Annotated in this window: 29 protein-coding genes; 21 read left to right on the top strand and 8 right to left on the bottom strand. The window is 66.0% G+C overall.

The window, feature by feature from the left end; genetic code table 11:
* Positions 1–106 precede the first annotated feature (106 nt).
* Complete coding sequence (locus tag OXS49_RS23645) at positions 107–619, bottom strand: hypothetical protein (protein WP_267427094.1); 513 nt, start codon at positions 617–619, stop codon at positions 107–109.
* 54 nt (positions 620–673) lie between these two features.
* Here OXS49_RS23645 and OXS49_RS23640 point away from each other — a divergent pair, with 54 nt between their 5' ends.
* The 11 genes from OXS49_RS23640 (at position 674) to OXS49_RS23590 (ending at position 10,486) form a co-directional block, all read left to right on the top strand.
* On the top strand, positions 674–1,132 hold the full coding sequence (locus OXS49_RS23640; RefSeq protein WP_267427093.1) for a toprim domain-containing protein: 459 nt from the start codon (positions 674–676) through the stop codon (positions 1,130–1,132).
* Positions 1,125–2,327 (top strand): AAA family ATPase, encoded by a 1,203-nt coding sequence (locus OXS49_RS23635; RefSeq protein WP_267427091.1) that lies wholly within the window; start codon positions 1,125–1,127, stop codon positions 2,325–2,327. Before OXS49_RS23640 ends, OXS49_RS23635 begins: the two co-directional genes overlap by 8 nt.
* 462 nt (positions 2,328–2,789) lie before the next feature.
* A complete protein-coding gene (locus OXS49_RS23630) occupies positions 2,790–3,302 on the top strand; it encodes a hypothetical protein (RefSeq protein WP_267427090.1) in 513 nt (170 codons plus the stop codon).
* A 185-nt stretch (positions 3,303–3,487) separates the two neighbouring features.
* Positions 3,488–3,850: a hypothetical protein gene (locus OXS49_RS23625; protein ID WP_267427089.1), complete on the top strand. Its 363-nt coding sequence runs from the start codon at positions 3,488–3,490 to the stop codon at positions 3,848–3,850.
* Positions 3,847–5,292 carry a hypothetical protein gene (locus OXS49_RS23620; protein ID WP_267427088.1) on the top strand — a complete coding sequence of 482 codons (1,446 nt, stop codon included), beginning with the start codon at positions 3,847–3,849 and terminating at the stop codon, positions 5,290–5,292. Before OXS49_RS23625 ends, OXS49_RS23620 begins: the two co-directional genes overlap by 4 nt.
* A gap of 4 nt (positions 5,293–5,296) precedes the next feature.
* A complete protein-coding gene (locus OXS49_RS23615) occupies positions 5,297–5,623 on the top strand; it encodes a hypothetical protein (RefSeq protein ID WP_267427087.1) in 327 nt (108 codons plus the stop codon).
* Positions 5,623–6,459, top strand: coding sequence for a hypothetical protein (locus OXS49_RS23610; RefSeq protein WP_267427086.1), 837 nt, complete (start codon positions 5,623–5,625; stop codon positions 6,457–6,459). The genes OXS49_RS23615 and OXS49_RS23610 overlap by 1 nt, the downstream gene beginning before the upstream one ends.
* Positions 6,460–6,673: 214 nt before the next feature.
* Complete coding sequence (locus tag OXS49_RS23605) at positions 6,674–7,648, top strand: hypothetical protein (protein ID WP_267427085.1); 975 nt, start codon at positions 6,674–6,676, stop codon at positions 7,646–7,648.
* Entirely contained in the window at positions 7,638–7,868 is a 231-nt protein-coding gene (locus tag OXS49_RS23600; RefSeq protein WP_267427084.1) for a hypothetical protein, read from the top strand. The genes OXS49_RS23605 and OXS49_RS23600 overlap by 11 nt, the downstream gene beginning before the upstream one ends.
* Position 7,869: 1 nt before the next feature.
* Positions 7,870–8,319 carry a hypothetical protein gene (locus tag OXS49_RS23595; protein WP_267427083.1) on the top strand — a complete coding sequence of 150 codons (450 nt, stop codon included), beginning with the start codon at positions 7,870–7,872 and terminating at the stop codon, positions 8,317–8,319.
* Between the two features lie 193 nt (positions 8,320–8,512).
* Entirely contained in the window at positions 8,513–10,486 is a 1,974-nt protein-coding gene (locus OXS49_RS23590; RefSeq protein WP_267427082.1) for a hypothetical protein, read from the top strand.
* Positions 10,487–10,717: 231 nt separating this feature from the next.
* On the opposite strand, the gene OXS49_RS23585 is transcribed toward OXS49_RS23590, so the two are convergent.
* Positions 10,718–11,794 carry a hypothetical protein gene (locus OXS49_RS23585; protein WP_267427081.1) on the bottom strand — a complete coding sequence of 359 codons (1,077 nt, stop codon included), beginning with the start codon at positions 11,792–11,794 and terminating at the stop codon, positions 10,718–10,720.
* A 491-nt stretch (positions 11,795–12,285) separates the two neighbouring features.
* Here OXS49_RS23585 and OXS49_RS23580 point away from each other — a divergent pair, with 491 nt between their 5' ends.
* Genes OXS49_RS23580 through OXS49_RS23565 form a run of 4 tightly spaced genes read left to right on the top strand, consistent with a single transcriptional unit; the run spans position 12,286 to position 13,548 of the window.
* Positions 12,286–12,633 carry a hypothetical protein gene (locus OXS49_RS23580; protein WP_267427080.1) on the top strand — a complete coding sequence of 116 codons (348 nt, stop codon included), beginning with the start codon at positions 12,286–12,288 and terminating at the stop codon, positions 12,631–12,633.
* Positions 12,630–12,851: a hypothetical protein gene (locus tag OXS49_RS23575; RefSeq protein WP_267427078.1), complete on the top strand. Its 222-nt coding sequence runs from the start codon at positions 12,630–12,632 to the stop codon at positions 12,849–12,851. The genes OXS49_RS23580 and OXS49_RS23575 overlap by 4 nt, the downstream gene beginning before the upstream one ends.
* A complete protein-coding gene (locus tag OXS49_RS23570) occupies positions 12,848–13,333 on the top strand; it encodes a hypothetical protein (protein WP_267427076.1) in 486 nt (161 codons plus the stop codon). The genes OXS49_RS23575 and OXS49_RS23570 overlap by 4 nt, the downstream gene beginning before the upstream one ends.
* The gene (locus OXS49_RS23565) at positions 13,324–13,548 is read left to right on the top strand and encodes a hypothetical protein (protein WP_267427074.1); all 225 of its coding nucleotides are present in this window, start codon (positions 13,324–13,326) and stop codon (positions 13,546–13,548) included. Before OXS49_RS23570 ends, OXS49_RS23565 begins: the two co-directional genes overlap by 10 nt.
* A 388-nt stretch (positions 13,549–13,936) precedes the next feature.
* On the opposite strand, the gene OXS49_RS23560 is transcribed toward OXS49_RS23565, so the two are convergent.
* A complete protein-coding gene (locus OXS49_RS23560; protein WP_267427072.1) occupies positions 13,937–14,767 on the bottom strand; it encodes a methyl-accepting chemotaxis protein in 831 nt (276 codons plus the stop codon).
* Between the two features lie 497 nt (positions 14,768–15,264).
* Between OXS49_RS23560 and OXS49_RS23555 the strand changes: the two genes are divergently transcribed.
* The 3 genes from OXS49_RS23555 to OXS49_RS23545 are packed head-to-tail and all read left to right on the top strand — an operon-like array spanning position 15,265 to position 16,823.
* On the top strand, positions 15,265–15,444 hold the full coding sequence (locus OXS49_RS23555) for a hypothetical protein (RefSeq protein WP_346016971.1): 180 nt from the start codon (positions 15,265–15,267) through the stop codon (positions 15,442–15,444).
* 18 nt (positions 15,445–15,462) lie between these two features.
* Positions 15,463–16,305, top strand: coding sequence for a bifunctional allantoicase/(S)-ureidoglycine aminohydrolase (locus OXS49_RS23550; protein WP_267427070.1), 843 nt, complete (start codon positions 15,463–15,465; stop codon positions 16,303–16,305).
* Positions 16,302–16,823: an ureidoglycolate lyase gene (locus OXS49_RS23545; protein WP_244006846.1), complete on the top strand. Its 522-nt coding sequence runs from the start codon at positions 16,302–16,304 to the stop codon at positions 16,821–16,823. Before OXS49_RS23550 ends, OXS49_RS23545 begins: the two co-directional genes overlap by 4 nt.
* Before the next feature lie 7 nt (positions 16,824–16,830).
* On the opposite strand, the gene OXS49_RS23540 is transcribed toward OXS49_RS23545, so the two are convergent.
* Both OXS49_RS23540 and OXS49_RS23535 read right to left on the bottom strand, forming a co-directional pair.
* Positions 16,831–17,040 carry a hypothetical protein gene (locus OXS49_RS23540; protein ID WP_244006848.1) on the bottom strand — a complete coding sequence of 70 codons (210 nt, stop codon included), beginning with the start codon at positions 17,038–17,040 and terminating at the stop codon, positions 16,831–16,833.
* Positions 17,041–17,172: 132 nt separating this feature from the next.
* A complete protein-coding gene (locus OXS49_RS23535; protein ID WP_267427068.1) occupies positions 17,173–17,415 on the bottom strand; it encodes a hypothetical protein in 243 nt (80 codons plus the stop codon).
* A gap of 356 nt (positions 17,416–17,771) precedes the next feature.
* Between OXS49_RS23535 and OXS49_RS23530 the strand changes: the two genes are divergently transcribed.
* Positions 17,772–18,557 (top strand): endonuclease/exonuclease/phosphatase family protein, encoded by a 786-nt coding sequence (locus OXS49_RS23530; protein WP_244006852.1) that lies wholly within the window; start codon positions 17,772–17,774, stop codon positions 18,555–18,557.
* Here the strand turns inward: OXS49_RS23530 and OXS49_RS23525 are convergent.
* The 3 genes from OXS49_RS23525 to OXS49_RS23515 all read right to left on the bottom strand — a co-directional run bounded on the left by OXS49_RS23525 (position 18,475) and on the right by OXS49_RS23515 (position 21,312).
* Positions 18,475–19,911: a phospholipase D-like domain-containing protein gene (locus tag OXS49_RS23525; RefSeq protein WP_267427067.1), complete on the bottom strand. Its 1,437-nt coding sequence runs from the start codon at positions 19,909–19,911 to the stop codon at positions 18,475–18,477. The genes OXS49_RS23530 and OXS49_RS23525 overlap by 83 nt on opposite strands.
* A 129-nt stretch (positions 19,912–20,040) precedes the next feature.
* A complete protein-coding gene (locus OXS49_RS23520) occupies positions 20,041–20,349 on the bottom strand; it encodes a hypothetical protein (RefSeq protein WP_244006856.1) in 309 nt (102 codons plus the stop codon).
* 144 nt (positions 20,350–20,493) lie between these two features.
* Positions 20,494–21,312 carry an enoyl-CoA hydratase gene (locus OXS49_RS23515; RefSeq protein ID WP_267427064.1) on the bottom strand — a complete coding sequence of 273 codons (819 nt, stop codon included), beginning with the start codon at positions 21,310–21,312 and terminating at the stop codon, positions 20,494–20,496.
* A gap of 180 nt (positions 21,313–21,492) precedes the next feature.
* Here OXS49_RS23515 and OXS49_RS23510 point away from each other — a divergent pair, with 180 nt between their 5' ends.
* Together OXS49_RS23510 and OXS49_RS23505 are read left to right on the top strand one after the other, a co-directional pair.
* Positions 21,493–21,648 (top strand): DUF5993 family protein, encoded by a 156-nt coding sequence (locus OXS49_RS23510; protein ID WP_244006860.1) that lies wholly within the window; start codon positions 21,493–21,495, stop codon positions 21,646–21,648.
* Positions 21,649–21,662: 14 nt separating this feature from the next.
* The gene (locus OXS49_RS23505) at positions 21,663–22,223 is read left to right on the top strand and encodes a disulfide bond formation protein B (protein WP_267427062.1); all 561 of its coding nucleotides are present in this window, start codon (positions 21,663–21,665) and stop codon (positions 22,221–22,223) included.
* Positions 22,224–22,243 lie beyond the last annotated feature (20 nt).

The following is a 22,243-nucleotide window of genomic DNA, read 5'->3' as shown; positions in this document are numbered from 1 at the left end:
CGGCCTGCCTCACGTTCGATGCGATCGCGGAAGCGGCGAGCATCGCAGAGAGCTACGCGAGGAACGCGGCTGAGTTCGCCCTGATCCGAGACTCGCGGGGCGCAGCCTACTCGCTTAGTTGTGCCGCCAAGGCGCTCGCGACGGCGGCAACTACTGCGCAAAGCCTTCGGCCCGCTCCCCAGAATGGGGGAGCAGCATAATGGATCTTCGCTCCGCAGCGCGTGCGCTCGGTGGCGAAGTGGTTGGCCGGGGCATCGTCTGCCCCGGTCCGTTCCACAGCCGCCAGGACCGCTCCCTCAGCATTCTGTTCGATACCTCGGCGCCGGGCGGGTTCACCTTGCATAGTCATGCAGGCGACGATTTCGGGGTCTGCCGGGATCACGTCCGCGAACAGCTCGGAGTTTTGGCTCAAGTTGAGCCGAAACCCATCAAAGCGGTTTCCGGGCAAGTTGCCCAGAAACATCCCGAACCGATCAAGCGTGACAACGTCAGCCATGATCCAAGTTTGGATCGTGCTGCGCTCGCCCTGCGGATCTGGCGAGAGGCCCGGCAGCCAGCCGAGTCGCCGGTCGCCCCCTACCTCGCCCGCCGCGGTCTCGACCTCGTTGATAATATCCACGAAGTGCTACGCTTCCACCCGTCCTGTCCCTTCGCGGGTTCTCGGACGCCGGCCATGGTGGCGCTGGTCCGGAACGTCGTCACCAACCGGCCGCAGGCGATCCACCGGACGGCTCTGAACCTCGAAGGCCAGAAGGTCGAGGTCAGCGGCAAAGACCGTCTCGCCCTCGGGAGCATTCGCGGCGGCGCCGTAAAACTCACGGCCGACGAGGAGGTGACCACCTGCCTCGGGATCGGCGAAGGCATCGAGACGACGCTGTCGCTCCGGTGCCTGCCGGAATTCGGCGCCTCGCCCGCCTGGTCGGTCCTGAACGCGGGCGGGATCACCAGCTTCCCAGTGCTGCCAGGTATCGAATGCCTCTGGATCGCGGTCGACGACGATCCGGCGGGCCGGGGCGCATCCGAGTTGTGTGCGGATCGCTGGCGCCGTGCCGGACGGGAAGTCTTCCTCGTGCGCTCCACCATCGCGGGCGCCGATCTCAATGACATCGCCAGGGAGGTGCGGCATGGCTGAACCGGCCTATACCGTCACGCACCTCCGGCCGACCGCGATCCGTGCGACGCCCTACGTCTACCGCGATCCGGCTACGATCCCAGTTCGGCAGTGGGTATACGGTAAGCACCTGATCCGGAAGTTCCTGAGCACCACCGTCGCGCCCGGCGCTGTCGGCAAATCCAGCCTCGTGCTGGTCGAGGCCATCGCCATGGTGACCGGCAGGCCGTTGCTCGGCGTGCCTGTGCCGAAGCGCCTGCGCATTTGGTACTTCAACGGTGAGGATCCGCTGGAGGAGATTGAGCGCCGCGTCGCCGCGATCTGCCTGCACTACCGGATCGACCCCCGCGAACTTGAGGGGCGCCTGTTCCTCGACTCCGGCCGCACGACCAGTATCATCCTGGCGACCCGCACCAAGGATGGCGTGAAGCTCGCTGAGCCGCTGATCGAGGAGTTGGTCAACCAGATCGGCGCCAACCTGATCGACGTGCTGGTGATCGACCCGTTCGTCAGCAGCCACCGCATCTCGGAGAACTCGAACGACGAGATCGACCTCGTGGCCAAAGCTTGGAACCGCGTGGCCGAGGGCGGCGATGCCGCGATCGAGCTGGTGCACCACGTCCGTAAGGGACAGGGCACAGCCGGTGAGTACACCGTGGAGGATGGGCGGGGCGCCGTGGCACTGCTCGCCGCCGCCCGATCGGCCCGGGTGCTGAACCCTATGACGAAAGATGAGGCCGAGCGCGCCGGCCTTGCATCCCATCGCGGCTACTTCCGGGTCGACAACGGCAAGGCCAACCTCGCCCCGCCGCCCGACCGGTCAGAGTGGTTCCACCTGACCCCCGTATCACTCGGCAATGGACCGCAGGGATTGCTGGACGCCAGCGATCATGTCGCCGTGGTCGAGCCGTGGGACTGGCCTGACGCCTTCGCAGGCATCGAGGTCCGCGATCTCTTTGCGGCTCAGACAGAAGTGATGGCTGGCGGCCCATGGCGGCAGAGCCCGCAGTCACCGCAGTGGGTGGGCCTCCCAATCGCCCGAGCACTACGGCTGGATCCGGACAGCAAGGCTGATCGTCAGCGTGTTGGGCGGCTGCTCAAGACGTGGACCACCAACGGCATGTTCGTGACGGTCGAAGGTCAGGATGAAGCTCGAAGGACCCGCACGTACGTCGAGGTTGGCACGCTCGCGTGCTCCACCTCGGATGACAACTGAAATGGCCTGGATCTGCTCCACCACCACTGCTCACCCCTATAAGGGGGTGGAGCAGGTGGAGCAGTGGAGCAAAGGTCCTCAAGCGCTCCACCGCTCCACCTTGCTCCACTCCACCATTTGCAGGTGGAGCACCGTGTCAGAAAGCGGCGGGTGTGACGGGATAGGGCAGGCACAGCGAGGACGAAGCGAGCCGCTATCGCAGGGAATGAAGCGAGCGGGTCACCAGTACCGCGGTGCTGTGCGGTGGGATCTGAGACACGGGGAACTTGGGACAGCAGGCGCGCAGCAATCGGCCGATAAAATCTGGGTTGGGCAGCGCGACCCTTCGGAAACCCTAGCGGCGGAAGTACCATCCGCCCACGATCCCGAAAACTCGTTCAGTCACAGAGCGTTGGGTTTTCGATCAGATCGCTACCCACATCACCGCCCACGATCACGGGTGTTTCTAACCGGATTTGCGCCATGGCGATCACCAGCAAGCTCACGATCACGACCAGCAAGCTCGACCCGTTCTCCCGAGCCGTCATGCGCGAGTTGGAGAAGCGCGTCGCAATCGGGATCCCCGGCGACAGCGTGCATCCGGCCGAGAAGGGCGAGGCGCCGATCAACAACGCCGTGCTGGGCTACCGTTTTGAGACCGGCGATCCTGAGAAGAACCTGCCCGCCCGCCCGCACCTCGTGCCGGGGATCGAGACGATCCGGGAGCAGGCTGTCGAGCGGCTGAAGATGGCGGCTGCCAAGGCCTTCCTCGGCGACCTCACTGCCCCGGAGAAGGCCCTGCACGCCATTGGCCTCCTAGGCGTGTCTGCCGTCCAGCAGCAGATCACCGACGGCGCTTTCGCGCCCCTCGCCGAACGCACCATCAAAGGCCGGCTTCGGCGCGGCCGCACCGGCACCAAGCCCCTGATCGACACGGGCGCCTATCGCCGCTCGTTCAGCTACGTCGTCACCAGGCGCAACATCGGCGGCTCATGAGGCTGAGGGTGCATACCTGCCCCAGACAAGCAGCTAACTCCGTGCAGTCTATATGCTGCCATTGACCAAATGGAACGCCTAGGAACGCCCCGGAACTGCTAGGCACTACGTCCTATAATACTGGACTTAGAGCCTCGTTTCAGGTATAAGCCCAAGTCATGACTGGGCATGTGCTGAAATCAGCGATGAAGACACGCCATCCGGGCGTCAAAGCTGCTGTATCCAACGGCTCGCGCCTGCACCTGCTCCAGCTCGACGGGCGCACGCTGGAGGGCCGTCGCTTCGCCGATTTGGTCGAGGCGCTGACGGCGGAGCGTGGTGGCTACGAGGCGCTGGACACGGCCAAGCGGCAGGCCATCCGCATGTACGCGCAACTCGCGGTGGAACGGGAGCGGATTGAGGGCGAGCGGGCGTCCGGCAAGGCCATCGACTCCGAGGCCTACGGCAAGCTCTGCGACCGCGCCGATCGCCAGTACCGGCGCATGGGGCCGGTGAAGGCTCCAGAGCGTCCTGGGCTGCGCGACCGCTATCAGAGGCGGTCCGCATGAACCCGGCCTGCCGTCCCCTGTGCACCATGCGCGAGGCCCTGGCCGATCCCGCCATCTTCGGTGAGATCCTGCCGGGCGAGACCTGGGCGCCGTGGCGCGCCATCCTGATCGCCTCCAGGGGCGAGCCGCTGACCGATGACGAGCGGGTAATCTTCGCCGCCCTGACCGGCCGGGAGCGCGAGCCCGAGCACCCTGTCGACGAGCTATGGGGCATTGTGGGCCGTCGTGGCGGCAAGTCCCGCGCCTTCAGCGTGCTCGGCTCCTACCTCGCCGGGCTGGTCGACTACGGCGCCCTGGCTGCTCCCGGCGAGCGGGTGAAGCTGCCGATCATGGCCTCGACCACCGTCCAAGCCGCGAAGGTGTTCAGCTACGTGCTGGGCGTGTTCACGCACTCGGCCGAGATGCAGGATATGGTGGACGGCGATCCGACCGCCGACACGATCCGGCTGCGGGCGGGCGTGGACATCGAGGTCCGGCCGGCGAACTACAAGACGATCCGCGGCGAGACGCTGGCAGCGGCGCTCTGCGACGAGGTGGCCTTCTGGCACCTGGAGAACAGCGCCAACCCCGACACGCTGATCCTCGACGCCATCCGCCCTGGCCTAGCCACGACCGGCGGCCCGCTCTGTGTGCTGTCGTCGCCTTACGCCAGAAAGGGCGAGTTGTACCGTACCCACCAGCGGGATTTCGGGCCGACCGGCGATCCGGCAGTGCTGGTGCTGCGGGCTGCATCGCAGACCATGAACCCGAGCCTGGACCCGGCGGTAGTGAAGCGGGCCTACACCCGCGATCCGGCGGCGGCCTCGGCCGAGTACGGCGCCGAGTTTCGGGCGGACGTCGAGGCGTTCATCAGCCTGGAGGCGGTGCAGGCCTGTATGGCGGGTGATCTGCTGGAGCGGGCCCCAGCCACCGGCCTGTCCTACCAAGCCTTCTGCGACCCCTCCGGCGGCGGCGCCGACAGCATGACGCTGGCGATCGGCCATTCGGAGAACGGCATCGCCTACCTCGATGCGGTTCGAGAGATGTATCCCGGCGGCTCGCCGGACGCGGTGGTGTCCAGCTTCGCGGATCTGCTGAAAACCTACGGCCTGGGCTCCGTGACGGGCGACCGGTACGCGGGCGAGTGGCCCCGGGAGCGGTTCCGGGCGCACGGGATCACCTACGAAGTGTCCGAGCGGTCGAAGTCCGACATCTACCGCGAGTTCCTGCCGGTCCTGAACAGCCAGCGGTGCAGCATGCTGCCCGTGCCGAAGTTGGAACAGCAACTCGTCTCCCTGGAGCGGCGCACGAGCCGCGGCACCGGCCGAGACATCATCGACCACCCACAGGTGAAGAACGCGCACGACGACGTGGCCAATGCCGTGGCGGGTGTCCTCGTGCTGCTCGCGTCCAAGCCGTCGATCCTCGAACTTTACATCCGAGCGGCCGGAATAGGAGGCTAAAACCATGAAGCTCGACCGAAACGCTGTGAAGCGTCTCATCCTGAAGGAAGGCCCGGCGGCAGCCCGCTACCGGTTCGGCGACGCCATCGTGTCGGACATTCTCATTCGCGGCACCCGCACCGCCACCACCGATTGCGGCGACGGCCCGTGCTCCTGCGGCGGTCACGGCCACGTCCACCCCGCCCACAGCAACGATCATGAGGCCCGGCTGGCGGCGCGCCGCGCGGCCTACACGGATGCGGCCCGTGCCGGTGTCACTGAGGCCCGGCTGAAGGTCGAGCAGGCCACCCGGTTGCGCGCCTTCCTTCAGTCCGGCCGGAGGGCTCGCTGATGGCCTACCTCGACAAGATGGGGCGCGAGGGCGTCCGTACCCTTTCTGATGACGGCGAGATCGCCACGCCGGATCAGCTCGCCGAGCGCCGCGCCCGGATTGAAGAGCGTCAGCGGCGTGAACAGCCGATCCGAGCTTTACCCGCCCCGGAGAGTGATATCGGCGGCGAGGCTGAGCTTCGTGACCGGCTGCGTCTCGCTATTGCCGAGCGCGCCTTGCGGGACGCCGATCATGTTCGTGCGGTAGAGGCGGCCGAGCGCGGGCGCGATCTGCACCGGCAGGCTGTCGCTGCGGTCGGGGAAGCTTCGGCCGAGGTGAGCCGGATCGGCGACGACCTGGCAAAGCGGATTGCCCGCTGGGCCGAAGGTGGGCTGACCGAACTACACCCCGCCGATGCCGACAGTGGCGAGGCCCATGGCCGGCACGTCGCCGCGCAGTCCCGCGCAGCCTCGGCCGAGCAGGCGTGCATGGCTCTCACGGCGACTGCCACCGCCCGTCAGCAGACGGCCGCGGATGCCGGTCTGCGGGTGCAGCAGGCGGTCTATCGCGTCGTCACCCGGGAGGCCGAGGTGATCGCCCGGCGGGTCGAGGCGATGCGTGCCGACGCGGACGCCCTGGCCGGCGGCATTGGTCAGATCGGCATGCACTTCGGGCCGAACGCCGCGCTGGGTGCCCCCTACCAGTCCGCAACGGCTCGGCTGGTCGGTGGGGCGGTCCAGGGCGTCCGCATCGTCGGCTTGGAGACGGCGGCCAACCGGCGGATGCGGGAAGCGTGGGGCGCCTACGTGGCGGCGCTCACGACCGACGCGGACGCCCGATTGATCCTGCCGGAATAGAGATCCGGGCGGATGCCGGGGCGCCTTGCTTCTGAGGGTCGGGCTTCTGGTGTCGTTCGGTAAGCGCGGGCTCGTCACCTGCGCGGCGCCAAGTCGAATGGTGGCGCTGTCCAAGTAACCGCGACTGAGGAACAGGGACACTCCATCCCCAAGGTCCTCGCGACGAAGCCTCCGGCGCGCACGACGTGCCGGGGGCGCCTATTCGGGAGCGGCTATGACTGAGCAGTACCTGCGCAACATGTCCGTCGAAATCGAGGGCGGCGCGAAATGGACCTACCGTGGCGACGAGAACGGCGGGCAGGGCCTGCGCATGACGTTCGAGGTCACCATGAAGGACACCAGCACGCCCAACGTCGCACGCATCGGTGTCTTCAACTTGAAGGACAGTAGCACTCAGCCCGCGTTCTTCGTCGGCAAGACCGTCACGGTCTCGGCGGGCTACGTGACCGGCCAATCCTACGTGCTGTTCAAAGGTGAGATCCGGCAGGCTCGCAAGCTTCGTGTCGATGTTACCGACAAGGTGCTGGCGATCCTGGCGACCGACAAAGGCGAAGCGCGCAACTTCGCCGTCGTCAACAAGACCCTGTCGGCCGGGCACACCTACTACGACCGCGCCATGGTCTGCGCCGAGGCCATGAAGGCTCTGGGTGCCGGCATCGGCTTCATCGATAAGGACGCTCTGTCGAAAACCAAGTTTCCCCGCGGCTGCGCGCTCTTCGGCAATGCCAAGGACCATCTGCGCGAGATTGCGGCTGCCACGCGCACCTCTTGGTCTGTCCAGAGGGGCAACCTCCAGATCCTCGCCAACAAGAGCGCGCTGCCTGGCGGCGACATTGTTCTGAACAGCAGGACGGGTTTGGTCGGGCTGCCTATGCAGACGATCAATGGCATCGAAGGCGTCTGCCTGCTGAACGGGAATATGACTCCGGGCTGCGTCGTCCAGATCGACCAAAAATCGATCCAGCAGGCTGAGTATGATCCGAGTATCACCGGCGCGCCCAACAACGCGCTACTGGATCTCTATGGCATTTCGACCGACGGCAGATACAAAGTCTTTTATGTCGGCCATATCGGCGACACCCGAGGCGAACCGTTCTTCACCAACTTCATCTGCGTAAAACTGAGTTCCGGCTCGGTTCCATATGCCATGGCTCAACGCGGAATAGGGATGCCAACCAATGGGCAATGACAATCCCGACTTCCTCGACCCTGTAGCCTTTGACGGCGCCATGAAGGGCGTTCGTGCGGGCCTTAGCCTTTACGGCATTGAGGCCGATGACGAGATCTGCACGCAGGTCGCCGTATCGGTTCTCACCGGCTTTGCCATAACCGGCGGCCTTCAGCCGGAGAGCTTGGAACGACTGCGCGATCTTGTCGTGCGCGCCGCCACAGCCCGTCAGGAGCACTGACATGGCGCCCGAGTTCGAGATCGCCGGCCACCGCTACCGCTTCGACGGCATGCCGGCCCAGACCGAGACCCGGATCCAGCGCCGGTTCGCCCCGCTGATCGCCGAGGCGTTGCCGCTCGTGCTGGCCTCCGGCCCCCGCCTGGCCCTCCGGCCCAACATCGACATGGTGAAGATCGCCCAGGTGGTGTTCGGCGCCTGGGGGAAGCTCAGCGACGACGACACGGACATCATCGAGCGCGCGAGCCTGGGCGCCTTGTCTCGGGAGCAGGATGGCGCGTGGTTGCCGGTCTGGCCGAAGGGCGATCCCGAACCCGCATTCGCCGACATCGACGGGGCCGTGATGCAGCTCCTGATGGGCCGGGCGCTGGGGCTCATCGTCAAGCGGTGGATCGACGACGGCGGCGACATGCTCCCGGCCGAGATCCGGGCCGCCGCGCAGAAGCTACACTGAGGGGACGACCATGGCAGACAACTGGCTTTCATCCTTCGCCGTCGCCCTCGGGTTCGAGGTCAACACCGCGCAGCTCAACACCGCCAAGAAGTCGATCGCCGACTACGAGGCTGCCGTTAAGTCCGCCGAGAAGCGGATCGAGGATGCCCGGTGGGCCGGCGCGAAATCCGAGCAGGAGATCGCCAAGCTCACGATGGAGACGAACCTCAAGGAGGCGCGGGCAGCCCTCGCCGCCGCCGAGCAAAAGGAGAAGGCCGAGCAGGAGGCCACCCGGAAGCGGGAGGCCCGGCACAAGGAATTCGTTGCCGGCATGTCGCGGCTCGCGCTGGCCGCCGGCGCAATGGCGACGGCCGTCAGCTACGCGACCAACCGCGTCACGCAGGCGTTCGATAACCTCGGCTTCGTGTCCGCGCGGACCGGCGCCTCGGTGCAGAGCCTGAACTCCCTCGGCTACGCGTTCAAGCAGGTTGGCGGATCGTCGGAACAGGCGATCGGCGCGGTCGAGAGCTTCGCCAAGGCCATCCGCGAGAACAGCGGTGTGAAATCCTACGTCCAGAGCCTTGGCGTGGACATGACGGCCGACACGACGCAGCAGCTTCTGCAGACCGTGGAGAAGCTGAACGCGCACCCCTACGATGTAGGCTTCCGCGAGGCTGGCTTGGCCGGCATTTCGGAGGAGAACTACAACCTCATCTCGCGCCAGCTCGCGCAGATCAAAGCCTATCGCGCTGAGTACGACGCCACGACCAAGTCGCTGGGGGTGAACAGCAAGGAGGCGGCCGATGCCTCCATGGCATTCCAGCGCACGCTGACGCGCTTACAGGCGACGGTGTCCGCGCTCGGCGACAAGCTGATGGTCAGCCTCGCCCCGGCCTTGGGAGCCGTCCTGAAGAGATTTCAGGACTGGATCGCGAGCAATCCCGAGAAGGTCGAGCGCATCATGCGCGGCATCTCGGATGCCGTGGTCTGGCTCGCTGAAAAGCTCGGCGCCATGGTCACTTGGTTCGCGGGCAACGAGGGCGACGCGTTCATGAAGCGCTGGGACGCTTTTGCGGACCGTGTCAAGGCCATCGCTAGCGCATTCGAGACGATCTTCAGCGTCCTGAAGCGGATCGCGAGCGTCACACATCTCGGGACTATCCTGGGCGCCTACGACAAGACCATCACAGGGATCTTGGCTGGGCCGGCGGCTTTTGAGAAGGCCAATGGCGGCCCCGGCGTGGTCGCGCAGGACGGGCGCTCGCTGTATCAGCGATATGCGCCCAGCTTCATGGGCGGCAAGCCAGATCCGAATGCGCCTGCGGGGGCCGGTGGCGGCCTTCGCGCTCGTGCTGCTCGTGCGTTGCGCGGTGACCAGTCCGGCGGCGTGGCGGCCAACCCTGGCGCCTACAAGGACGTGCTGGACCATATCGCTCGGTCCGAGGGGACGGCGCGCCGTGCGAACGGCGGCTATGACACCTCGCTTGAGTACGGCCGGTATCTGCCCGGCGGCAAGGAACAGACCCTTACGACCAAGACGCTCGACGAGATCCTGGCGCTCGGCAACCACATGCGCCGCCAGCCGGGGAACCCGAATTCGTCGGCGATGGGCCGCTACCAGATCGTCGGCGACACCCTCCGGGATCAAATGCACAAGCTCGGGCTCAAAGGCACCGACTTGTTCGACGAGAAGACGCAGGATCGGATCGGGGCGAACCTCGCCCGCCAGCGCGGTGCCAACTCAACGGGCCTCCGTAATGAGTGGGCCTCGCTGGTCGGTGCCAACAACAGGATCGCTGTTGAGCTGATGCAGAAGGTCGACCCGAAGGCTTCCACCATGCCGCTGGAGCGGGTCGCGCAGTCCTCGATCCATGTCACCTCACCCAAGATCGAGGTGAAGGGCGGCGGCGACGGTTCGAGCGCCGTGCCGCAGATCCACGTCCCTGGCCTGCCACGCATGATGCAGATGCCGGACTTCGACCCCATGAAGGTCATGACACCGGTGCCGGGCGGCTCGTCGGTGGTGAACAACGGCGGCAGCACCAGCAAGTCGGTGAACCAGACATTCAATCAGAACACGACGATCAACGGAGCTGAGAACCCGCGGCAGGCTGCGCGGATCATGGAGAGCGCGTTCGGCAACATGCATAGCCTGGCGCTGCAAAACGCGCAGTCGGCGACCGTGTAGGTAGCGCCCCTTTAGCCTACCCCAACTGAGGGATGACGCGTCGCACAGCGCTGCACCTATAACCTCGACATCCCGAGACGAGACAAACTTAGCCTGTCCGGTTCGCCGGTGCAGGCTTTTCGTGGTCCTCTCTCAACTTCGCGATTGCGGCGCTAACAATTGCTATGCTGCGCTTACGAAATATTTACCATCAAAACAACAAGCGATGACGTGTAGATCAGAACGACGATTTTAGTTTTTTATTCTTCCTGCAGAAATTATCCTCGCGTCAATAATCTCTTCGCCAATTTTTCTACCCGCCACCTGAACATTAATAACAGACTTTGCCCAAAGAGCTGTTTGAATTACTCGGCCGTATTTTTCTCTGACAACCGCATCAGACAAAATGGCAGTAAGAATTCCATCTGATGTTGGCTCCTGCAATTTTACTATAAATCCACGCTCAGCTGTTCCATCGACTGCCAAGACCTTGTATGGCCTTCTAACAGTTATATCTTGCGGCTTCCGCCTCGTTCGCCTTGTGATTTCTTCGATTTGTTCACTTTGAAGTGTTGTTCCCTGGAGGGTAACACTACTTGCGCGATAGGAATGACGCACCAAAGAGTCAATCCCGTCTATGCTTTCGTCGTTAATCTCCCTCGCCCCTTGAATATTTTTGACGGCATCTGCTAATATTCTCATGTGTTCTGAAGTTTCTTTAGACATCTCACGCGCTGCATCAACAACGTGCTTTTCTCGTTCGTCTGATGATTTCTTCTCTTCAAGTTCCGTGTCTGATTTTTTGACGTTTTCGACGTGATCAAGATATCTGGGCACGGTGTACGCGCCAAACAGCAACAAAGCTATCAATATGACAAGAGAATATCGCTGCTTCGGACTCATGCCTTGCACTACTTTTTCGCCAAGTTTGGCAAGTTGCTTGTAGACGTCAGAGTCGACTTCTGAGCTTCCTTCTTTGATAGAAAAATTCAACTCATAAGCATCTTTTTCTTCGTTGGTCAGCCGACCAATATTCGGTTCTTTTTTTAGTACCTGGGCAACTGTTCTGTAATAGGAATTCTGATATTCAATTATGCCCTTCATTGTCGAAGAGAATAGACTTTGATTGAAGCCATCCCCTTTGAATGTAAATTTCGCTCTTACCCATACGGCGTGCGAAAAATCTAACTCGTAGTCGCGCGCATCAATTCGATCTTTGAGCAAATCATCCAGAGCTTGCCATGCCATTTCTTCCGTATCGAGGCGAATGCGGCGAGGGCCGTCCCAAATTGGCTGGCTCGAATATCCTCCGGGTGGTACATCGACCATACGCTTGCGCCTAAAAGCTGAGCTGTTTCCTAGCTAAGGCTCATTGGCAACTTTCGGTCTAGCATACAAGGCAATCAAGGCAGATTTGCCGCGCTCTCGTACCATTACAGGCGGGCCGTGAGACGTGCGCCTAATGTCTTCTCCTCTGCCCCCCGTCAGGAACGCTTCGCCTTCAAAGCTTCCTCGACGAGGCGGCGGATGGCTTCGGAGCGCCCTGGCCGATCCGGTTGCTGATCCGACCAAGCGTCGATCTCGGCGCGCATCTCTGGCGACAGTCGAATTGAGGTCGCGGGATCCTTGCCAGTGGCAGGACGCCCCCGCTTTTTAGGTGTGACCTCAATTGACATCAGCATCCTATAAAGGTACGACATAAAACGGGCCGGAGCAAGGTTGCAGCCTCTCCCCAGCCCTAACCGTGCAACGTCTGGGATCTCCGTCACATGGCTATCCACCACCCTACACCGCCTCTCAGCGGCGGTGAACGCCCGCGCTTGCCTTCAGCACAGGTAGGACCGGTCACACAGGCCATCCGCGCGATGCGGGCGGCCGATCCTGCTGATCGCGCCATCGCCGCCATCCAGGACGGGCTGGACCGGCACTTCGCCCGCCCGGCCAATTCAGTTCTGGGTTCTCGCCATTTCACACACGGCATCCGCGCCCTGTCCCGCCCCGAGGTCGAGGATCTAATCGGCGGCCTGATCGACCTCCTCGACGCCATGGACGGCGACACGGACCTGGAGGACAGCCACGACGCCGAGGGCAACACCGACGACAACGGCATCGCTGACTACGACGCCATCAGCGAGCAGGGCTTCTCTGGCTACGGGAGGTGCTTATGAGCATCGCCCGCATCGAGTGGGGTCAGATCCTCGCGATGGAGGATGACATCCGGCACCTCGTGCGCTTGGCAGACGTGCTGACGACGATCGGGTGTGGCGGCGAAAGCCTCTCCGCTGGCGGCTCCTACGTCCTCGGCTGCCACTTGCATGAGATAGGTGACCGCTTGGAAAAGCGGTTCGACGCCATCACGCCGATCAAAGACGGAGGCATGCGATGACCGCCTCCACCCGCCGCACGGCACTCGGCGCATTATTAGCACTGCCGGCGGCCTCGCTGCCTGCCATCGCTGGCGCACAGGCCGGCCTGCCGGACCGAGAGGCGCAGTTCCTGGCCCTCGCACCGAAGATCCTGCCGCTTGCCGTAGCCTTGAACGCCGCCAGCCTGGAGGTGCACCGCCTCTATGAGGCTGCGGGCGAGGCGGCCGGCCCATTCCCCGGCCGCGACAATGAGCGGGCGCATCGCGCTTGGGTCGAGCGTGGTCGGGCTGGTAGGGACGCCAACGGCTACCCCGACGCCTGGGCTGTCATGAACGCCGCCGACAATGCCCTGACGGCCCTCGTGGACGGCTTCGACACGGTCGAGATGATCACACTGCCGGCTATTCTGCTCAAGGCCTTGCTGGCGGACCTGGGTGAGTGGTGGAAGGAAAGCGTCGTCGCCGATCTCCAGCGATATGCGGAGGCTCAGCTATGCGCCTGATCTTCCTCCTGGGCGGCCTCGCCGGCCACGTCGTCGGCTTCCTCGGGCTTGGCCGGCGCGCGCTCTTGGCTTGGCTCGCTCACCGGGACCTCCAGCGGGCCACGGCCTTACTGCGGCGCTCGGACAGGCGCTACGCGGCCTCTGGACTGTTCCGGCTACGGGTGACGGTCAGCGGCGTGCCGGCGATCCCGCCGATGCCGGTGCTGTGCCGGTAGGGGGTCGCGAAAGGCTACCCCCTTGGCATCCACGCCCGCTGTCCAAGGGATTTGAGGGGCCACTAGGCCGCGGGCGTGGAAGGTCGGCTAACGCCAACCGGTGAAGCTAAGCCGAGCGTTGAACGACAGACTGATGACAGCCCTCACGAACGCCGCTCGCGCATCCGGTACGGGCGGTACCGTACCCTGCCATTTCTGGCCGTACCCATAAAGCCGCCACACGAGCGCGGGCTTAGATGTGGGTAGACAGTAATACTTGAAAGCTAAGGCTATGATTAGAAAGGACAATCCTGCTGATCACCGCGGAGGATTGCTCCTCGGCCGCTGCGGCGATCAGTTCCGCGCCCTTCTGCGCCTCGACCGCGGCCCGCTCCGATTCGGCCGAGATCTAGGCGATCTGGTCGGCGCCGGCCCCGATCTCGGCCATGGCGGCCCCCACGCTCTCCAGCTGCGCGGTGATCGCCCGGCCCTTCTCGACCTCCTGGCGAGCGCCCTCGGCCGAGCGGTTGATCCCGTCGGCGATGACCTTCACGTCCTCCTGGATCCGACCGATCAGCGCCTGGATCTCCTGCGCGCTCTTCTCGGAGGTCTCCGCCAGGGTGCGCACTTCGTCGGCCACCACCGCGAAGCCCTTGCCGTGCTGGCCGGCGCGGGCCGCCTCGATGGCGGCGTTGAGCGCCAGCAGGTTGGTCTGGTCGGCGATCCGGGCCACGGCGCGGACGATGTCGCCGATATTGGCGGCCTGCCGCTCCAGCTCGACGATCATCGTCACGGAGGCGGTCTGACGCTCGGCCGCCGTGGCGATCGAGCCGATGCTGAGCCGGATCTGTTGGCTCACGCCGGCGATCAGGCCCTGCAGCGCCTCCGTCTTCTCGCGGGAGGCCTCGGCCTCGGTGCGGGCGGTGGTGATCGCGTCCGAGACCGTGGTCACGGCGCGCTGCGACTCCTCCGAGGCGCCGGCCGCCTCCTCGGCCCCGGCGGCGATCTGCTCCATGGCCTTGCGCAGCTCCTCCGCCGCGGAGGACGCCTCGGCGATGCCGCTGGCGAGCTGCGTCGTTGCGGCGGCAATGCGCTCGGCCGCCTTCTGCTGCTTGGCGAAGGTCCGGGCCCGGCGCCGATTCTCCTCGTTCAGCCGCCCGAGCTGGGTGGGAGTGGCCTGCTCGTTCTTACGCACCAAGGTTTGCGGGCCCGACAGGGCGGCTTTTTTCACGAGAGCCATGACGTCTTTCCGCTCATCTCAGGTTTGGGCCGCACGCCAGCGACAACCGCACAGAACGATTGCTTGGCCGAGGTCATACGAAGTCGCAAGTTTCAAATCAATAAACGATCTGCGTTTTTTTCAGATTGATGCATAGACGATTTCGCAATGCTCAACTATAAAAGTCCATTCCTCTACTATAAAATCTATTCTCTTGAATATAAGACGACATTAGACTACATAATCATATCTGAATTGCACTATCGGAAAAATAGTCAGCTCAATATGATCCAGCGACCCCGAACACCGCACTGATGGATTTCGTGCGCGGTCGCCCAGCACTGATGAGAGCCCAGGTTGATCCCTGCTGGGGACCGCGCCACCGGGGATTTGCGGCACCGGGCGATGCCGACGATGTCTCGAATCGACGGATCGTGTCCGATTCTCGACGGCCCGCACGACCGCGCGATCATGACCCCATGCGTTCGCCGCCTTGGACCAGACGGACGACGTTCGCGATGCGCGGCATCGCCCGGGCGTTCGGCAATCGGATCGGCAATTATGTGGCGACGATTGTCGTGACCGCCTGGGAGGACGACATCGACCGTGCGCAGGCGCATCGGGTCTTGAGCGGCGAGCAGACCGCCGACACGGCGGTGCTCCTCGACACGCCGGCCGCCGTGCCCCAAACGGCCTGAACGCCGCCGGAGACCGCCATGACCGAGACACCCTACAATCCGCCCTGCGGGGGCCTGCCGGCGCAGACGGCGCTGATGACCGGCCGCGCGGTCTTTACGGAAGCCTACGCGGTGATCCCGCGGGGCGTGATGAGCGACATCGTCACGAGCTTCCTGCCGTGCTGGCACGGGACCCGCGCCTGGATCCTGGCGCGGCCCCTGTCGGGCTTCGCCGAGACCTTCGCCCAGTACCTCGTGGAGGTCGCCTCCGGCGGCGGCAGCGAGGCCCCCGAGCCCGATCCCGACGCCGAGGGCGTGCTGTTCGTGGTCGGAGGGACCCCGAGCCTGGATCTTGCGGGCAGGACCCATAGCCTGCGCCCCGGCAGCTATGCGTACCTGCCGCCGGGCGCGCCGTGGCGACTGCACAACGCGAGCGCCGAACCGAGCCGGTTCCACTGGATCCGCAAGCGCTACGAGCCCGCGCCGGGCCTTGGCGTACCGGAGGCCATCGTCACCCACGAGAGCGCGATCGAACCGGCCGCCATGCCCGGCACCGACGGCGCCTGGGCCACGACCCGCTTCGTCGCGTCCGACGACCTGCGCCACGATATGCACGTCACCATCGTCACGATGCAGCCCGGCGGGTCCATCCCGTTCGAGGAGACGCATGTGATGGAGCACGGGCTGTTCGTGCTGGAAGGCAAGGCCGCCTACCGGCTCAATCGCGATTGGGTCGAGGTCGAGGCGGGCGACTTCATGTGGCTGCGCGCCTTCTGCCCGCAGGCCTGCTACGCGGGCGGCCCCGGCCGGTTCCGCTACCTGCTCTACAAGGACGTCAACCGGCATCCCGCCCTGGGCTCTCTGCGCGGGACGGGGCGATGACGAGGGAGTCCGAGGCCTGCTCGATCGCGGCCGAGCCCCTGACGGACGTCGCCTTCGCGCCGTTCGGATCGGTGATCGATACGGCGGCCGTCGCGCCGCGTCCGATGAACGGCGGCATGGCGCGCCGCTTCCATGACCTCGCGGCGATCGAAGTGGCGGGGGAGGGCGCCCGCGCGGTGATCGGCCTCGTGGAAGCCGAACCTTATCCCCTGCCCCTGCGCCTGAGCCTGGTCGAGCGCCATCCGCTCGGGAGCCAGGCCTTCGTTCCGTTGAGTGCTGCGCCGTTCCTGATCGTGGTCTGCCCGGACGAAGGCGGCCAGCCCGGCCGACCGCGGGCCTTCGTCACCACCCGGCCATTCCAGGGGATCTGCTACGCACGCGGCACGTGGCACGGCGTGCTGACGCCGTTCGGAGTGCGGCAGGATTTCGTGGTGATCGATCGCGGCGGATCGGGCGTGAACCTAGAGGAGCACATCTTCGCGGAGCCCTGGACTGTGCACAATCCGGGCACGGCCTAACGGCCGATCACGACGCGGCAGGCTCCGGCTCCTCCGCGAAGGTGAACACGACCTCGCCGGTCCGCTCGCAGAGCACGCTCACGGATGTCGCGCCGGTCTGCACACGCTGAACCGGGAGTTGCGCCTTCGCGTGGGCGACCGCCGCCTCCAGATCGCAGGGCCACAGCTTGGTGAAGCTGACTCGCTTCCCCTTCCAGAACGAGATCCTGTACGCCATCGCGCCCTCCATTTTCACCGAGCATACACACTGCGGGCGGAGAAACGTCCGCCCGCAGGGCATGGCAACGATGCGTGTCGAGCGGAGAGGTGCGCTGACGACAACCGTGAAGCCGGATCACGGCGCCGGATGTCAGCGGATCGGCATCGCCGCGGCGACGATGCGCTTGGCGGCCGGCGTTGCCGGGACGAGACGCGGGGTCGTGGCGAGTTCGGAGGCCGGACGCGCGGCGGCCGTGGTCCGAGCCTGGTCACGATAGAGCGGCGGAGTCAGGGTCAGAGCCTCGTCGGCCAGGGCGCCGGTGGTCGCGGCGGCCACGGAGGCGACCATGGGGGCGGCGATGAGGGCGGCGAGAACAAGGGGGCGCAGGGTCATGATCAATCCTCTCGATGTCCGGGTCTGGCCCGGCGTCGAGCGATATCTACGCTGCACAGCAACATGATCCAAACAGATTGGATCGATATGCGGAATTGATGATATCGATATACAATGCTGCCCGTCCCGCGTGTCGCGCGATGGAGGCAGTCCGACGCGTCCCCTCATACCGTTTCTGGTCGATGCGTTCGGTCCCTGCGTCCGATCCGGCCAGCCCCGGGAGGCGCATGATCCGGCGCAAGCCTCGCCGTCATGGATCTGACGTCGCCTCCGGTCCTATCGAACGTCCGGCCCCCGCGCGCGTTGAAGCGCGGCGGTGGCGACGGGGCCACCCGGTGAGGTACGAGTCCGGCCCGATGACCATCGCTGCACGCCCGGCCCGCTCCGGCCTCGCCCCGGTTCAGATTCCGCCGCTCCGGCCGGCGGACAACGCCCACCCGCCGTTCAAGATCGTGAGCTGGAACCTGCTGCGCCGCACCGGCGCGGCGGTCGACGACGTCGCCGCGCTGGTGGCCCGGGAAAAGCCCGATCTGCTGCTGATGCAGGAGGCGACCCGCGCCATCGGGTTCCTGCTGGACCGAATCGGCGGCCACTATGCGTGGGCGCCCCTGCCGGGGCGGATCCACGGGCTCGCCATGTGGAGCCCGACCCCATGGCCTGCGCCCCCGCGGGTGATCACGCTGCCCTCCGGCGCCCTGGTGCACCGAGTCTGCCAGATCCTCGACCTCGGCGCGTTCGGAATCGCCAACGTTCACCTGTCGCACGGGCAGATGCTGAACCGGCGCCAGCTTCGCCGGATCGTCTCCGAGCTGCCGCCCCGCGCCGCCGTGCTCGGCGATTACAACATCGTCGGGCCCGCGATGATCCCGGGATTCCGCGATGTCGGCCCCCGCCGGCCAACCCACGCGATGGTGGAGGTTCTGCCGCTGCGGCTCGACCGCTGCCTCGCCCGCGGTCTCATCTGCCACGACCACGCGGTGCTGCCCCGGGGCCGCTCCGATCACCGGCCGATCGTGGTCCATCTCGGGCCGGCGCCCGAAACGCTCGGGCCCGGCCGTTTCAAAGGTATGGCAGCAGCAGTCGCACGCCTGCGTCGCGCAAACGGATCGGCAGCGCGCGTGCGGCGAGATCCTCCCGGCTGAGCCGGGCCTCCATCTTGCCGCGCATGAACTGGTCGAGCTGGGCCGCGAGATCCGCGTCGACGATCTCGACGTTCAGCTCGAAGTTGAGCCGGAAGCTGCGCATGTCCCAGTTGGCGCTGCCGACGAAGCACCAGATGTCGTCCACCACCATCACCTTGGAATGGTCGAAGGGCGGTTCGTCGAGCCAGACCCGGACACCCGCCCGGAGCAGCGGGTCGAGATGCGCCCGGGTCGCCCAGTCGATGAAATGGTGGTCGCTGACCCGCGGGATGATCACATCGACGGTGATGCCCCGCGTTGCGGCCTGGGCGAGGGCGCCGGTGACGAGTTCGTCCGGCAGGAAGTAGGGCGTCACGAACCGGACGGTCCGACGGGCGCAGGCCAGCGCCTGGAGGATGACCTGCTCGATCTTCTCCACGTCGGCATCGGGGCCGGAGGTCACCGCCCGGGCGACGCTGGTCCCGGTGGGCTGAAGGTCGACGAACCACGGCGCGCCGTCGAGGTTCTCGCCAGCCGCGAAGGTCCAATCGACCGCGAAGGCGGCGGCCAGTTGCTCGACCACGGGTCCGGTGAGCCGGTAATGGGTGTCGCGGATCGGATGCTCGGGCTTCAGGGCGACGCGGTTCGCGTGCCAGATGTTCAGCCCACCCGTGAAGGCGACGCGCCCGTCGACGATCAGCAGCTTCTTGTGCGAGCGTAGATTGAGGAACGGCATCCGCCAGGGCAGGGCCGAGTGCATGAACAGGGCCGCGGGCACTCCGGCGGCGGTCAGGCGGTGGTAGACCGGCGCTCGGAAGTAGCCGCCGCCGATCCCGTCGATAATGACGCGAACCTCCACGCCCCGCGCCTTCGCCTCCGCCAGGGCCTCGCAGAACTCCCGGCCCGTGGGATCGTCGCGGAAGATGTAGCTCGACAGGCCGATGCTCGCTTTGGCCTCCCGGATCGCCGCCAGCATGGCCGGATAGCCCGCGTCGCCGTTGCGGAACATCTGCACGGTGTTGCCGGCGAAGGCCGGCAGGCCGGTGATCCGCCGGATCGCCCGATCGAGCGGCCAGAGCGCCTCCGGCACCACCGCGTCGTCGGTATCGGGCAGGTGCAGGGCGTCGGAGGGTTTCGTCCGCAGCCGCCGCGCCCGGCGCGAGACGCGGTTGATGCCGAAGGTCAGGTAGAGGGCGGTGCCGAAGATCGGCGACAGCCACGCGAGCCCGATCCAGCCCACCGCCACGCTGACCCGCCGCTTGCGCAGCAGCGCGTGGAGGGTGACACCGATCGCCAGGATGAAGCCGATGACGGCCTCGACATCCGACCGCATGAGGGCGGTGGAGTAAAGCCATCGCAGGAGCGCGTTTTCCAAGGTCTCGGCATCCGGTTCGCTAGAGCCGTCATTGTAGCGCGCTCTCTTGCGCCGAACCGGGGTCCACTTCGGCGAAGAGCGCTCTGATGACGGCGCCGGATATACCCGAAGGTGACGCGCGGTCTCGGATTAATCCGCGTTCGTGACCGGATGCGCCACTTCGGCTTCGACCGGCCGCTCGCAGCGATAGGGACCGCTGCCATCGAGGGCCGCGTACAGGACGCGGCCGCCGGACCGGATGCAGCGCGCCTTGGCCTCGGCGTAGGGCCGGTGGAAGCTCCAGATGGTGACCATCGGCCCCACCATGGCGATGCAGATGCCACCGAACACCAAGGCGGCGGCCCAGGTCGCACCGTTGCGATCCGGGCGCGGCGGACGCGGCGGCGGCATCGTTCCGTAAAAGGCCAGCGTCAGACCGAACAGGTCGATGGTGCTCATCAGCCGTTCCGCGTTGGGGCGTCGGGGTCCAGCACGACCGGCGCGTTCCCGATCCTAGGGCAGGGCGGCGCCAGAACCTACGCGAGCGGCGCCAATGGGCCTGCGTCCTATCGCGCCGGGATGCACCGACAGGGCCGGCGGGGTTCAGGGCTCCCAGCGGGGCGGGCGCTTGCCCAGGAAGGCGTTGATGCCCTCCTGGGCGTCGGCCATCATCATGTTCCGGACCATGACCTCGGCGGTGTAGCCGTAGGCCTCCTCCAGGCCCATCTCGATCTGGCGGCCGAACGCCTCCTTGCCGATCGCCAGGACACGCCGCGCCTTCCCGGCGATGCGGGACGCGAGCGCGTCAATTGCGGCGTCGAGGTCCGCCTCCGGCACGACGCGGTTGACCAGACCGATCCGCAGCGCCTCCGGGGCGTCGATCGGCTCGCCGACCAGCAGCATCTCCAGGGCGGCCTTGCGCGACACGGCCCGCGACAGCGCGACCATCGGGGTCGAACAGAACAGACCGATCTGCACCCCCGGCGTGGCGAAGCAGGCCGACTCGGCGCAGATCGCGAGGTCGCAGGTGGCGACCAGCTGGCAGCCGGCCGCGGTGGCGATCCCGTGCACCCGCGCGATCACCGGCTGCGGCAGACGGGTGAGGCTCAGCATCAGCCGGGCGCAGGCGCGGAACACCGCCTCGGTCGCTTCGCGGGACGGCTCGGCGCGCATCTCCTTGAGGTCGTGCCCCGCACAGAAGGCCGGGCCGGCCCCCTGCAGGATGACCACCCGCACCGCCGGGTCCACCCGGATCACGTCGAGCGCGTCCTGAAGCGCGGCCATCAGGGCCATCGACAGGGCGTTGCGCGCCTGGGGGCGGTTCATCGTCAGGGTCGCGACGCCGCCGGAATCGCTGCGCAGCAGGACCGGGACCTGTGGATCACCCGCGATCGGCGGGACCGGCGCAGTCGCTGCTGTCATGGGTCGTCTCCCGATGCCGGCTCGAGCTGGGGGGGCCGGCTTATCGAATCAGGGGTAGCATGCGGGCCGATGGGTCGCGACGCCGGCACGACAGGTCCGCGAAAGCTTCACCCCTCATGCGTCCGGGATCGCGCAGCGGACCGGGCTCCCCCCGGCCCCGCGGATCGATGGACGCTGATCATGATGGTATTGCCGTTCATCGGCTTCGCGGCGAGCGCGATGGCGATTCTCGCCGGGCGGCGCGGCACCGCCATCGGCCTATGGCTCGCCGCGCTGATCGGGACGCTGGCGCTGTTCGCGGCCCACGCCACGTCGACGCTCAACCTCGATTTCTGAGCGGATTGCTCCCCATGACGCTGCCTCATGCCCGCACGCTCAACGCCCTCGGATTGTTGAGCTGCTGCGCGATCCTGCTCGTAGCCTTCGGCTATCAGGTCCTGCTCGGTGAGCTGCCATGTCCGCTCTGCCTGTTGCAGCGGGCGGCGTTCGCGGCCTCGGGCGTCGGTTTCGCGCTCGGCGTCCGGTTCGGCCCACGGCCGTCCCATTACGGAATCGCGATCCTTGGTGCGTTGGCGGGTGCGGCCATCGCGGCGCGGCAGATCGCCCTGCACGTCGTGCCCGGAACCGGGGGCTACGGCGCGACGCTGTTCGGCCTCCACTTCTACACCCTGGCGCTGATCGCCTTCGTGGTGCTGATCGGGGCGGTGGCCGTGCTCCTCCTGATCGTCGATACCGACCAGCCTGCCACCCTGGCCGGGCCGGGCGCCGGGCTCTTCGGGACGGCCGGCCTTCTGCTGTTCCTCGGAATCATCCTCGCCAATGCCGTCTCGACGGCGGCGGAATGCGGCACCGGCCTCTGCCCGGACGACCCGACGCGCTACGAAGCGCTCGATGCGTGGCTGAAGCGCTAGAGCCGTGCCCGATCGCGTTG

The sequence above is a fragment of the Methylobacterium sp. GC_Met_2 genome, assembly GCF_026540795.1.
Taxonomy (GTDB): Bacteria; Pseudomonadota; Alphaproteobacteria; order Rhizobiales; family Beijerinckiaceae; genus Methylobacterium.
This window is presented reverse-complemented; position numbering and strand designations above follow the sequence as displayed.